This is a genomic window from Paractinoplanes globisporus DSM 43857, from assembly GCF_000379645.1.
Classification (GTDB): Bacteria; Actinomycetota; Actinomycetes; order Mycobacteriales; family Micromonosporaceae; genus Actinoplanes; species Actinoplanes globisporus.
In genome coordinates this window covers 296,150-307,228 of record NZ_KB903317.1, presented here as the reverse complement: position 1 = coordinate 307,228, position 11,079 = coordinate 296,150, and the positions used below count along the sequence as shown (strand labels likewise).

Here is an 11,079-nt window from a genome sequence, read left to right as displayed (position 1 = left end):
GAAGTCGCGCCCCTCGCGCGCCCCGGTACCGGCGGCTCACAGCGAGTCCTGTCCGCTCAGCGCGGCGATCTTCGTGCGGCGGGCGGCCCAGACGACCAGCACGGCGCAGACGGCGGTGAGGGCCAGCGTCGACACGGTGATCGCGTTCTCGAAGCTGTGCGCGCCGGCCGCGCTGTGCCCGATGCCCGCGAGCGTGCCGGCGAGCGTGGCGGCCACGACGGTGCCGGTGACCGCGGTGCCGATGCTGCTCGCGACCTCCTGGCTGGTGTCGCTGAGGGCGGCGCCGATCGAGGTCTGGTCCTCCGGCAGGCCGCGCATCACGGTCACGCCCGCGATGGTCGAGACGACCCGCATGCCGGCCGCGGTGAGGGCGAGCGCGATGGCGATCCACACGTAGTCGTAGCGGCCGAGCAGGGCGTACAGCAGCAGACCGCCGACGACCGACGACGCGCCGATAGCCCCGGCCCGATGGGTGCCGAGCCGGTCCACGATCTTCTCCACGAACGGGCCGATCGCGAGCATGACGACGACCTGCGGCAGGTTGCCGAGCGCGGCCTCCGCCGCCGACCAGCCCCAGACCAGCTGCAGCTGGAGCGAGACGCTGAACGCGATGGCGGCCATCCCGAGACCCATCGCCGCCTCGTAGGCGAGACTGGCCGAGACCGCCGGCCGCTTCAGCAGCTTGAAGTCGAACATCGGGTGGGCCGTGCGCCGCTCCCGCAGCACGAAGGCGGCCGCGCTGACCAGGGCACCGGTGCCGGCCAGCCACGGCGCGGCCTTGCCCCAGCCGTCCTCGACGGCCAGCGTGGCGGTCCACAGCGTCAGGATGATCGTGGCCGTGCCGAGCAGGGCGCCGGGCAGGTCGAGCGGCGACGTGTTGCGGTTGGTCGCGTCGTCGGCCGGGATGCCGCCGCGGATGCACAGCCAGGCGAGCACGGCGATCGGCACGTTCATCACCAGCAGGGCCTGCCACGGCAGGACCTGCAGGATCAGGCCACCGACGGTCGGGCCGACGGCCAGCCCGACCAGGCCGACCGTGGCGATGAACGAGGTCGCCCGCATGAGCATGTTCTCCGCGTCGAACAGGCGGAAGCACAGCGCCATGGTCCCCGGCGCGGTCATCGCGGCCGTGATGCCGACCGCGGCCCGCACGGCGACCAGCTCACCGGGCGTGCGTACCGCGAGAACGGCGAGGTTGGCCAGGGCGAACAACGCCAGCCCGATCAGCATCATCCGCCGCGTCCCGTACCGGTCGGCGATGGCCCCGAACGCGATCATCAGGCCGCCGAAAAGCAGCGAGTAACCCGAGGTGATCCACTGCAGGTCGGTGGCCGAGGCGCTCAGGTCGCGGGCGATGGTCGGCAGCGCGACGTTCAGCACCGAGTTGTCGAGCATCTCCACCAGGAAGACCACCGACAACCCCAGAATCGCGGGCCACACGGCCCGCAGCGAGGTGGCGCGCGCCGGGGCGGGCGCCTCCAAGACATCGGTACTCATGGGGGGACTCCCTCTATTTCCGGCATATTGCTGGAACGTCGTTCCACCCACCAAGTGTGGAACGGCGTTCCAGGCATGTCAAGATGTGTGCATGGCAACGAGGACGCGTCACACAGATCGGCGCGGCGACGCCCTGTCCAAGGAACGGATCGTCGAAGCCGCCGTCGACCTGCTCGACGAGGCCGGCGAGAGCGGCCTGACCTTCCGGGTGCTGAGCGCCCAGCTGAAGACCGGCCCGGGCGCGATCTACTGGCACGTGGCCAACAAGAGCGAGCTGCTGGTGGCGGCCACCGACGCGGTACTGGCCGGAGTCCTGGCCGCCGACCCGGCCGGCGCGACCCCCGAGAACGCGATCCGGGAGGTGGCGCTGGGCGTGTTCGACGCGATCGACGCCCACCCCTGGATCGGCACGCAGCTGGCGCGGGTCGCGTCCCAGTCCGCCGCGCTGCGCATCTTCGAGCGGCTGGGCCGGCAGATCCAGGCGCTCGGCGTGCCCGAGACCGCCCACTTCGACGCGGCCTCGGCCCTGTTGAACTACATCCTCGGCGTGGCCGGCCAGAACGCCGCGAACGCCCGCTCCCAGGACCCCGGCACCACCCGGCTCGACGTCCTGGGCGCCGAGTCGGAACTGTGGGCGAGCCTCGACCCGGCCGAGTTCCCGTTCACCCGCACCGTCGCTCCCCAGCTGCGCGACCACGACGACCGGGAGCAGTTCCTGGCCGGCGTGGACCTCATCCTCGGCGGCGTGACCGGCCTCCGCTGACCGCTTTCACAGGTCGGCGAGGAAGCGCAGGCTGCGCTGCCAGGCAAGCTCGGCGGCCGCCTCGTCGTGGTCGGGCGCGCCGGGATCGGTGAAGAAATGACCCACGCCCGCGTACGTGAACAACTCGACGGCGGCGCCGGCCTCCGCCATCCGCGCGCACCACCCGGCCACGTACGCCGGTGGGAAGATCGTGTCGGCGTCGCCGAGGTGCGCCTGCACCGGCAGCCCGCGCCGCACCGCGACCCCCTCGGCGCCGGTCCCGTTCAGCAACAGCAGGCCGGCCGCATGCGGCCGCTCCGCGAGCAGGTCGCCCGCCACGCCCGCCCCCATCGACAGGCCGGCCAGCACGGCATCCGCGGGCAGGTCGCGAACCGCCTCCTCGGCGCGCCGCATGACGGCCGCCCGTCCGACCCGCGCGCTGAGCGCGAACCCTTCCTCGATCGTCTGCGCCACCGGCCCGTCGAAGAGATCCGGCGCGACGACCTCATGCCCCGCGGCCCGCAATTCCTCGGCCGCCGCCAGAACCGCCGGGCGCAGGCCGTAGACCGAGTGAAACAGCGCGATCGACGTCACCAGGTCATCCTGCCCGACCGCGGCCGTCGCCGATGGTTTAACTCGTCTCGTGCGTGGGGTATTGGGTCGCGCCCGTCCCCCACGCATCGAGGAGCGACATTGTCCACTCAGGGTGTTCTCTACGTCATCGCGGTCATTTTGCTGGTGCTCGCGGCGTTGCCGCTGCCGTTCGGGACCAGGGGGCTCAATCTGGCTCTGGTCGGGGCGGCGTTCGCGCTGCTCGCCTACTCGTGGGACACGATCACCGCCTGAGCGATCACGGCTCGAGGATCAGGACGACCTTGCCGCGGCCGTGCCGGGACTCGACCGCGGCGTGTGCGGCGACCACGTCGGTGAGCGGGTAGGCGCGCACCGGCATCGTCACCGCGCCCCGGGCGGCCAGGGCGATCACCTCGGCCAGTCGCTCGGGGCTGCGGCCCGCGCGTACCACCCGGGTGCCGTTCTCGGCCGCGGCCTTGTCGTCCACGATGGTCCCGACGCGGTCGGGCGCGATTCCCAGCGCGACCGACTGGGCGATCGCCTCGCCGCCGGCCGCGTCCAGGGCCACGGTCGGGGTCAGGCCGGTCGTGCGCACCGCCTCGACCAGGCCTTCCCCGTACGCCACCGGGATCGCGCCCAGCTGCCGGAGATAGGCGTGGTTGGCGGGGCTCGCCGTGCCGATCACGGTGGCGTTGCGCAGGCGGGCGAGCTGGGTCGCGACCGTCCCCACGCTGCCGGCGGCCGCGTGCACCAGCAGCACGTCGCCGTCGGCCACCCGCAGTTCGTTCAGCGCGCCGCTCGCCGTCTGCGACGCCGCGACCAGGGCGGCCGCGGTGGGGAAATCCAGGCGGTCCGGCTTGCGCACGACATTCTGGACCGGGACACAGACCATTTCCGCGTACGCGTTGAGCATCGTCGAACCGAGAACCGCGTCGCCCACCCGGAGGCCCGTCTCTCCGGCGCCTTCCCCGAGACGATCGACCACCCCCGAGTACTCCTGCCCGATCGTCTGCGGGAAGCGCACCTCGGCCCACGGCATCTCGCCCCGGCGGACACCCACGTCGAAAGGCTGCACGCCGGCCGCCCGCACCCGGATCCTTACCTGTCCGGGACCCGGCTCGGGATCGGACAGCTCGGCGACGCGCAGCACCTCGGGCGGACCGTAGCGGTCGAAGACAACGGCTCTCATGACGAGCAGACTGCAAGTTGAAGTGAGGTTGAGGTCAAGTCCTCTTCGCCGCGCGCCCGCCGTGCAGGTACCGCCCGCCGTCGAGGAACGTGATCGTCGTGCGGACCCCGAAGTCGGGCTCGGCCGTGACGAAGGTGTCGCCCGCCAGCGCCACGTACCGCGTGGTCCGGGTCTCGGTGGCGTCCAGCCACCTCTCGTTCGCCGTCACCTCCAGGCCGTCGCCCGTCGTGACCACGTCGTACGTGTGCCGGGAGTACGAGTATCGGCCGGCGAGCTCCTCCGGGCCGGGCGCGGTCGTCGCCGGCGGGACCGGGCGCGGCGGCACGGTCAGGCCCGTCCGGTCGGCGACCACCTGGTCCAGCACGGCGTCGTGGAACGCGGCGTCGTTCCCGCCGTTGGCCGAGATCGCGATGACGAGGTCGTGCCCGGGGACGACCCGCAGCTGCGTCGTCTGGGCGATGGTCGTCCCGTTGTGGCCGAACACCGGGACGCCGTTCCAGTCGTATCGCGCCAGGCCGAGGCCGTACTGCCGGGGTTCCCGCCCGGGAACGCCGGGGATGTCGATCCAGTGTTCCCGCATGGCCGCGTACGCGTCGTCGCTCGCCAGCACCCGGCCGACGGTCACCAGGTCGCGCGGCGCCGCACACACGACGGCGCCGACCGGCCCGAGCGACCGGGGCAGCTGCCACGGCGTCGCCACCGTCTGGTCGTAATGACCGGCCGAGACCCGGTGCAGGATCGCTTCCTCGGCGCACGTCGTCATGTGCGTCAGGCCGAGCGGCTCGATCAGCCGTTCCCGCAGCGCCGACTCCCACGTGCCACCGGTCAGCTTCGCGACCAGCGCGCCCAGGACCGAGAAGCCGGCATTGCAGTACGAGTACAGCGCGCCGACCGGATGCACCTGCCGGGCCGCCGTCGCCAGGTACGCGAGGTAGCGGTCGAGCGCGTCGTCGCCGCGCCCGGTGTCCTCGAAGAGATCGCCGTCGAAGCCGCCGGCATGGGTCAGCAGGTGCCGGACGGTCACCGTCTCGCTCGCGACCGGGTCGACGACCGCGAACCCGGGAAGATGACGCCGGACGGGCTCGTCCAGGTCGTCACCCAGCAGCTGCAGCACCAGCATCGCGGTCAGCGGCTTGGTCACCGACCCGATCTGGAAGATGCTGTCCGGTGTGGCGGCGACGCCGGTGTCGCGGTTGAGCACGCCGGTCGCGGCCTCGTCCACCTCGCCGCGATGCCCGACGGCGACGGCCGCCCCCGGAACGCCGTATTTCCGGGCCGCGTCGTCGAGCAGCCCCCGCAGATTCGTCGACATCGACGTCATGTTAGTTGGCGCGACAGCCAGGCGAGGGTGTGGTCGGCGACCGCGCGCCAGCCGGAGTCGATCGTCAGCGAGTGGCCGCGGTCGGGGAACTGCTTGAGGTCGGTCACCGCGGTCGAGTCGCCGTAGAGCTTGTACGTCGCGCGGGTCACCACGTCCGGGACGGTGTGGTCGCGCTGGCCGGAGATCAGCAGCAGCGGTCCGCGATCCGTGTTGCCGGTGTCGACGGCGGCCGGCGAGCGCCGGGTGACGTTCGCGAGCGCGGCCTCGAACAACGGCCGTCCGGGCGAGGGGATCGTCCACCGCGCGAACAACGCGTCCGACTCGGCCCGCCCGATCGCGTTGCCGAACGCGTACCGGAAATGGGAAGCGGTGAGGGAAACGGCCCGGCGCCGGTTGCCGGGGTTGGCGAGCACCGGGAACCCGGAGCGCAGCTGCGCGAACGGGAGCGGCCGGACCCCCTTGATCGGCGCGGGATCGATGGCGACCCCGGCCCGGCCCAGGCCCATGCCGAGCAGCTTCTGCGTGATCAGCCCACCGAACGAATGCCCGACGATGACCGGTGCGCTCGGCAGGCCTCGGACGATCCCGGCGTAGTGCCCGGTCAGGTCGTCGATCCCGGCCCCGGCGACCGCCTCGGGCCGGCGCCGCGCATGCTCGACGGTGCCGGGCTCACCGGGCCACCCGGGCGCGATCGGCTCGAATCCCCGCGCCGCGAACAGGTCGCTCCAGGGTTGCCACGACGAGGCGTGCAGCCAGAGACCGTGGAGGAACAGGACCGGGACCGCGCGGGCGTTAGTCATGACCCGCAGGCTCACCGCACAGTCACGACCACCGAATCTGCCGATCGACTGCAATCCCGCCTCGAGGCCTGCCGGCAATCCGTTCTTTCACCGGCCGTTCCGGGCGCTTCGACGTCTGCGGCGAGGATGCCTTCCTGCGGAGAACTTGAACGACGACAGGAACGCGACGTGACCGACGACGAGATCGTGGCCGCCATCCGGGCCCGGGTTGAGCAGGGACGGCCGACGGATGCCGAGGGCGCTTTCGAGCTGGATGCATCTGGTCCTGGGACTGTGGCGAGCGCCACATGCTGGATGTGACGCTCGCCGAGTGGTTCACCGCCTGGCTGGAGGACCGTTACAAGGAGGTCGTCGGCAACCCCGACCGGATCCTCCCGGACGAGTCCTGAGGCCCGACGCTATCCGCGCGATCGGGGCAGGCAGCACTTCTTGTACTTGAGGCCGGAGCCGCACCAGCAGTGCTCGTTGCGCTCGGGCGGCCAGGCGATCTGCCCCGACCCGTCGGCCAGCCGGCGTGCGTAGCCGGCCCGGGTCTGCGGTGCGGTGGGGTCGCCGTCGGGGCCGGCGAATCCGGTCAGGCCGGCGACCGTGCCGGGGTGGACGGTCAGGCCGGTGCGGCCGGTGTTCGCCAGGCGGACCAGTTCCCGCTCGAGATGGGCGCGGTGCTCGTCCCAGTTCGCGCCGTACGGCTCGGCCAGCGCGGGAAACTGCACCAGCAGGCGGTCGAACTCGGCCCGCGGCCAGAACAGCAGGTCGTCGGCGGGTGCGGCGGCCGCCCGGGCCGTGTTGGCCAGCCGGGTCTCGAGGCGGTCGGCCAGGTTGTCGTGCTGGTCGTGCTGCAGACCGAGAGCATGGCGTACGCGATGCCGCTGCTGGAGGAGGAAAAAGAGGAGGCCGGCGTCCTCCGCGCTGGTGGGCTCGCCGGGATGCTCCTTGGCCCGCTCGTCGAGGGCCGTCCGCACGGCGTCGGTCAGCCATTCCTCGGCGAGCCGGTTGTGGCCACCGGCGGCGAGGGCGGCGCTCACGTACGACGCCGCGTCCGGGTACCGGGTGAGGAGCGGGCGCAGCGGCTCGAGCGCGGCCAGCGCCTCGTCCGCGCGGGCGGCTCGGAACAGGATGCGGGCGTGCAGGGCCCGGGCCCCGGCCGCCTGGTTGTCGTCGCGGTCGGCGTACGCCTCGACGGCACGCTCCGCATAGTGGAGGGCGGCGTCGAGCTTCGTCCGGCTCTCGGCGATCTCGGCGGCGAGGGCCAGGGCGTACCCGGCGTCGTCGGTGTCGGCCAGGTGCCCGGCGTCGACCGCGTCGGCCAGCTCGGCGGCGACGCCGAGCGGGTCGGCCGCGCCGAGTGCGGACTCCCGGATCTCACGAAGGTCTTCGCTGGTCAGATCAGCTTTCAAGGGCACGCCGTCACGGTAGCGCGACCGGCGCACCGATGACTGTTGATCTGAGTCTCAATCGGCGGCGCGTCGTCGCTCCTCGTGCTGGCGATCCGGCCGTACTGTGTCGGCTGTCTCGTCGTCGGGACCGGGCCGTTGCCAAGGGGAGCAGACATGAACTGGGTCAACGTGGGGATACGGGTCGCCGCCGGGTCGGCCGCGGCCGCGCTCGCCCTGGGCGGAACGGCCGGGTGCGGCGGATCCGATTCGCCGGCGGACGCGGCGGGACCGAGCGCGTCGAGCGGGATGGGCGGTCCCACCACCGCGCCGGCCGACACCGCGACCAAGCCGCCGGCCTCCCCCACGCCGGTGCTGGCCGACGGCCGGAGCCCGGTCTACCTCACCGGCCTGAACGCGAAGGGCAACACCGTCACGTTCGACCTGATCGAGTTCCTGACCGGCGACGCGGCCAAGGCCGAGTGGCAGAAGGAGCACCCGGAGCAGCCCGACGGCCCGGACGACGACTACCTGATCGTCAACAACAACAAGAAGCTCCGCACCCTGCCGGTGGCCGCCGGCGCCAAGTGCGTGGTGCTGGCCACGCTGGGCGGCACGGACACCAAGACGATCGCGTTCGCCGACCTGCCGGCCTTCCTGAAGAAGCAGAACAAGGACCTGACGGTGCCCAAGGGAGAGATAGCGGTGCTCCCGTTCTGGCTGACGGTCAAGGGCGGTGCGGTAACCAAGCTCGAGGAGCAGTTCCTCCCCTGATCCGTCAAGCCCCGCACCGCTCGCAGGGGCACCAGCGGGACGTGGACTACGGGAGCAAGGGGCGCATGAAGGTTCGCTCGTAGCGGAGGACGCAGCCGGACTCGTCGCGGATGCGGTCGGCGGCCAGGAACTCGGGGTCGGTGGCGAAGCGGGCGCGGTAGCGCTCGTACGCGGCCAGGCTCTCGAAGCTGAAGAGCGCCTCGGCCTTGTCGCTGGCGCCCTCGGCCGGCAGGAAGTAGCCGTGGTGGACGCCGCCGTGCTTGGCCACCAGGCGCATCCACTCCCGGGCGAACTCCTCGAAGGCCTCGATCTGCCCCGGATCGATCGTGTAGTGCACGACGCAGGTGATCACCCGCTCAGCTTAGGACCGCGACGTGGAGGCCCTTGCCGACGGCGACCGTCGACGCCGTGAAGGCCGGGTCGGCGGCGATCAGGGCCAGGAACGGCGCCACCTCGCCGGGGTGGGAGAGCACGTTGTCGATCGCGATCACGCCGCCGGGGCGCAGCACCCGCTTGGGGTGCGGCCACCAGTCCGGGTACTCGGGGCGGTCGGCGTCGAGGAACAGCAGGTCGACGCTCCGGCGGGGCCGGGCGGCCAGGAAGGCGCCCCCGTCGGCGGTCACGAACGTGATCTGCGCGGTCAGTCCGGCGCGCAGAGCGTTGGCGCGCGCGTCGGTCGGCCGGGCGACGTCCACGGTGGTCACCGAGCCGCCGGTGTCGGCGGCCGCGGCGGCCAGCCACAGCGTGGAGTACCCGTTCGAGGTGCCGATCTCGACTATGTCGCGCGCCCGGCCGACGCGGAGCAGCAGTGTCAGCAGCTCGGCCGCGTCCGGTTCGAGGTTGCGGCGCCGGTCGCGGCGGTCGGCCTGGGTCGCGTCGAAGGCCTGGCCCTCGGCGTAGAGCTCGTCGAGCAGCGGGCGCAGGTCCATCACGACCTCGATCCGAGAGTCGGGGGCACGTCCAGGTCGAGGTCGTCGGCCACGTCGTCGACGGCGACCACGCGAACCTCGGCGGCGTGCGCGCGCAGATAGTCGCGGGCGCCGCGATCGCCGGTGGCCGTGGCGATCACGCCGGCCCAGTGGTTCCGGCCGAGCAGCACCGGGTGACCACGCCGCGTGCCGTACCCGCCCATCACCAGAGCGTCGGAGCCGGCCAGCGCGGTCACCCTCCGCACGGCCGCGGCGGTCACGTTGGGCATGTCGACCAGCAGCACCACCGCCGCCTCGGCCGGCGTCTCCGTCAGCGCCTCGAGGCCGACGCGCAGCGACGAGCCGAGCCCGCTCTCCCAGTCCGGGTTGATCACGGTGGGTGGCAGGCCGGCCGCGCGCGAGCGCACCTCGGGGGCCGAGGCCCCGAGAACCACCAGGCTTCGTGCCACACCGGCCTCGCGAAGGAGTTCCGCCGCCCGCTCCACCAGCAGCTTTCCCTCGTACGCGACGAGGGCCTTGGGCATTCCGTAGCGGCGCCCGCCGCCGGCCGCCAAGACGAGCCCCGCGATCTCGACCACGACGGAAGCCTAGCTCCTACCTGGGTAGGAGATGAGCTACGACCTACGGCCGCCGCCCCGGCCCGCGGGCGGACGAAATGACGTCCGTGAATGCGCAGGCTGCGGGTATGACAACCGCAATCGCCGTCGCACGGAACACACCGCGCTGGCATCGGCCTCTGCTGGTGCTCACCGGGGTCATGGCCGTCCTGGCCATCGTCACCGGGATCAGGATCTTCGCGGATCCGCGAGTTCTCACCGGGCTGCCGATCTGGACCAAGCCCTTCAAGTTCGCCGTCTCGCTCGGCCTCTACGGGCTGACGCTCGCCTGGATGCTCTCCGTCCTGCCGCGCCGGAGCCGGCCCGCGGAATGGGCGGCCGTGGTCATCGTGGCAGTGTCCGTGATCGAGGAGGCGATCATCGTCGTGCAGGCGGTTCGGGGGACCACCAGCCACTACAACGAGACCTCTTCGTTCAACGCGGCGCTCTGGAAGGCGATGGGAGTCTCGATCATGTGTCTGTTCATCGGGCATCTGGTGATCGGGGTGGCCGCCCTGCGCCAGCGGATTCCGGATCGCGGCAACGCGTACGGGATCAGGTTTGGTCTTGGTCTGTCGCTTCTGGGGATGCTCGCGGCGGTGCCGATGGTGATTCCGCGCGGCGAGCCGGAGATCGACGGCGTCGCCGGCGCGCACAGCGTGGGCCTGCCGGACGGCGGGCCGGGACTGCCGTTCGTCGGCTGGAGCACGACCGGCGGCGACCTGCGCATCGGGCACTTCGTGGGCCTGCACGCCCTGCAGGCACTGCCCCTGCTCGCCTTCCTGCTCTACCGGCGCGGCCTCGACGAGCGGACCCGGGCCCGGCTCATCCTGGTCTTCGGCTGTGCCTACGGCGTACTCAATGTGCTGGTGACCTGGCAGGCCCTGCGTGCGCAACCGTTGCTGAAACCCGATGTTGTCACCCTCGCCTCCTGGGCGGCGCTGGCCGTCGCGACCGCGGCCGCCGCGACGCTGGTCCTGCGGAAGCGGGCGGCATGACCGGAGTGCTGTTCGGCCTGACGTTCGCACTGGCCGCGCCGTTCTGGGCCCTGAAGATCCCGACGCTCGGCGGCCTGCGCGACGCGTTGAGCACGGCGAACGGCGCGGCCGCGGCCTGGGCACACATGGTCGCCTTCGATCTGTTCGTGGGGCGCTGGTGTTTTCTGGACGCGCGGGAACGCGGCGTCCGGCACCTGATCCTGGCGCCGATCCTGGTTCTGACCATCCTGTTCGGGCCGCTCGGGCTGGCGGCCTACCTGGCCGTGCCGAAACGCCTAGGCTGACCG

14 protein-coding genes are annotated in these 11,079 nt (G+C 72.1%); 5 read left to right on the top strand and 9 right to left on the bottom strand.

Going from position 1 to position 11,079, the window contains the following annotated elements:
• Positions 1-36 precede the first annotated feature (36 nt).
• Complete coding sequence (locus A3CQ_RS0131415) at positions 37-1,497, bottom strand: MFS transporter (protein ID WP_026206397.1); 1,461 nt, start codon at positions 1,495-1,497, stop codon at positions 37-39.
• 91 nt (positions 1,498-1,588) lie between these two features.
• On the opposite strand from A3CQ_RS0131415, the gene A3CQ_RS0131410 reads away from it, so the two are divergent.
• A complete protein-coding gene (locus A3CQ_RS0131410) occupies positions 1,589-2,260 on the top strand; it encodes a TetR/AcrR family transcriptional regulator (RefSeq protein ID WP_020514926.1) in 672 nt (223 codons plus the stop codon).
• Positions 2,261-2,266: 6 nt separating this feature from the next.
• On the opposite strand, the gene A3CQ_RS0131405 is transcribed toward A3CQ_RS0131410, so the two are convergent.
• Positions 2,267-2,833 carry a dienelactone hydrolase family protein gene (locus tag A3CQ_RS0131405; protein ID WP_020514925.1) on the bottom strand — a complete coding sequence of 189 codons (567 nt, stop codon included), beginning with the start codon at positions 2,831-2,833 and terminating at the stop codon, positions 2,267-2,269.
• A 99-nt stretch (positions 2,834-2,932) separates the two neighbouring features.
• Between A3CQ_RS0131405 and A3CQ_RS61810 the strand changes: the two genes are divergently transcribed.
• Positions 2,933-3,085 carry a hypothetical protein gene (locus A3CQ_RS61810; protein ID WP_020514924.1) on the top strand — a complete coding sequence of 51 codons (153 nt, stop codon included), beginning with the start codon at positions 2,933-2,935 and terminating at the stop codon, positions 3,083-3,085.
• Positions 3,086-3,089: 4 nt separating this feature from the next.
• On the opposite strand, the gene A3CQ_RS0131395 is transcribed toward A3CQ_RS61810, so the two are convergent.
• The 4 genes from A3CQ_RS0131395 to A3CQ_RS0131375 all read right to left on the bottom strand — a co-directional run bounded on the left by A3CQ_RS0131395 (position 3,090) and on the right by A3CQ_RS0131375 (position 7,525).
• The gene (locus A3CQ_RS0131395) at positions 3,090-4,001 is read right to left on the bottom strand and encodes an NADP-dependent oxidoreductase (protein ID WP_026206396.1); all 912 of its coding nucleotides are present in this window, start codon (positions 3,999-4,001) and stop codon (positions 3,090-3,092) included.
• Between the two features lie 34 nt (positions 4,002-4,035).
• On the bottom strand, positions 4,036-5,313 hold the full coding sequence (locus tag A3CQ_RS0131390; protein ID WP_020514922.1) for a serine hydrolase domain-containing protein: 1,278 nt from the start codon (positions 5,311-5,313) through the stop codon (positions 4,036-4,038).
• Between the two features lie 5 nt (positions 5,314-5,318).
• Positions 5,319-6,122 (bottom strand): alpha/beta hydrolase, encoded by an 804-nt coding sequence (locus A3CQ_RS0131385; RefSeq protein WP_026206394.1) that lies wholly within the window; start codon positions 6,120-6,122, stop codon positions 5,319-5,321.
• Positions 6,123-6,520: 398 nt separating this feature from the next.
• A complete protein-coding gene (locus A3CQ_RS0131375; RefSeq protein ID WP_051115413.1) occupies positions 6,521-7,525 on the bottom strand; it encodes an SEC-C domain-containing protein in 1,005 nt (334 codons plus the stop codon).
• A gap of 147 nt (positions 7,526-7,672) precedes the next feature.
• On the opposite strand from A3CQ_RS0131375, the gene A3CQ_RS0131370 reads away from it, so the two are divergent.
• On the top strand, positions 7,673-8,269 hold the full coding sequence (locus tag A3CQ_RS0131370; protein WP_020514918.1) for a hypothetical protein: 597 nt from the start codon (positions 7,673-7,675) through the stop codon (positions 8,267-8,269).
• Between the two features lie 46 nt (positions 8,270-8,315).
• Here A3CQ_RS0131370 and A3CQ_RS0131365 read toward each other — a convergent pair whose 3' ends face one another.
• From A3CQ_RS0131365 to A3CQ_RS0131355, 3 genes are read right to left on the bottom strand one after another with little or no spacing between them, the layout of a single operon-like run.
• Positions 8,316-8,621, bottom strand: coding sequence for an NIPSNAP family protein (locus A3CQ_RS0131365; protein ID WP_020514917.1), 306 nt, complete (start codon positions 8,619-8,621; stop codon positions 8,316-8,318).
• A 4-nt stretch (positions 8,622-8,625) separates the two neighbouring features.
• A complete protein-coding gene (locus tag A3CQ_RS0131360) occupies positions 8,626-9,198 on the bottom strand; it encodes an O-methyltransferase (protein ID WP_020514916.1) in 573 nt (190 codons plus the stop codon).
• Entirely contained in the window at positions 9,198-9,776 is a 579-nt protein-coding gene (locus A3CQ_RS0131355) for a nucleotidyltransferase family protein (RefSeq protein ID WP_020514915.1), read from the bottom strand. The genes A3CQ_RS0131360 and A3CQ_RS0131355 overlap by 1 nt, the downstream gene beginning before the upstream one ends.
• Before the next feature lie 107 nt (positions 9,777-9,883).
• Here A3CQ_RS0131355 and A3CQ_RS0131350 point away from each other — a divergent pair, with 107 nt between their 5' ends.
• Together A3CQ_RS0131350 and A3CQ_RS0131345 are read left to right on the top strand one after the other, a co-directional pair.
• Positions 9,884-10,792 carry a hypothetical protein gene (locus A3CQ_RS0131350; protein WP_020514914.1) on the top strand — a complete coding sequence of 303 codons (909 nt, stop codon included), beginning with the start codon at positions 9,884-9,886 and terminating at the stop codon, positions 10,790-10,792.
• Complete coding sequence (locus A3CQ_RS0131345; RefSeq protein ID WP_026206392.1) at positions 10,789-11,076, top strand: abscisic acid-deficient protein Aba4 family protein; 288 nt, start codon at positions 10,789-10,791, stop codon at positions 11,074-11,076. The genes A3CQ_RS0131350 and A3CQ_RS0131345 overlap by 4 nt, the downstream gene beginning before the upstream one ends.
• Positions 11,077-11,079 lie beyond the last annotated feature (3 nt).

Excerpts from the sequence above, each read along its gene's own strand:
- A3CQ_RS0131415 (WP_026206397.1), bottom strand. The coding sequence starts at position 1,497 with ATGAGTACCGATGTCTTGGAGGCGCCCGCCCCGGCGCGCGCCACCTCG.
- A3CQ_RS0131410 (WP_020514926.1), top strand. The coding sequence starts at position 1,589 with ATGGCAACGAGGACGCGTCACACAGATCGGCGCGGCGACGCCCTGTCC.
- A3CQ_RS0131395 (WP_026206396.1), bottom strand. The coding sequence starts at position 4,001 with ATGAGAGCCGTTGTCTTCGACCGCTACGGTCCGCCCGAGGTGCTGCGC.
- A3CQ_RS0131390 (WP_020514922.1), bottom strand. The coding sequence starts at position 5,313 with ATGTCGACGAATCTGCGGGGGCTGCTCGACGACGCGGCCCGGAAATAC.
- A3CQ_RS0131385 (WP_026206394.1), bottom strand. The coding sequence starts at position 6,122 with ATGACTAACGCCCGCGCGGTCCCGGTCCTGTTCCTCCACGGTCTCTGG.
- A3CQ_RS0131370 (WP_020514918.1), top strand. The coding sequence starts at position 7,673 with ATGAACTGGGTCAACGTGGGGATACGGGTCGCCGCCGGGTCGGCCGCG.
- A3CQ_RS0131360 (WP_020514916.1), bottom strand. The coding sequence starts at position 9,198 with ATGGACCTGCGCCCGCTGCTCGACGAGCTCTACGCCGAGGGCCAGGCC.
- A3CQ_RS0131350 (WP_020514914.1), top strand. The coding sequence starts at position 9,884 with ATGACAACCGCAATCGCCGTCGCACGGAACACACCGCGCTGGCATCGG.
- A3CQ_RS0131345 (WP_026206392.1), top strand. The coding sequence starts at position 10,789 with ATGACCGGAGTGCTGTTCGGCCTGACGTTCGCACTGGCCGCGCCGTTC.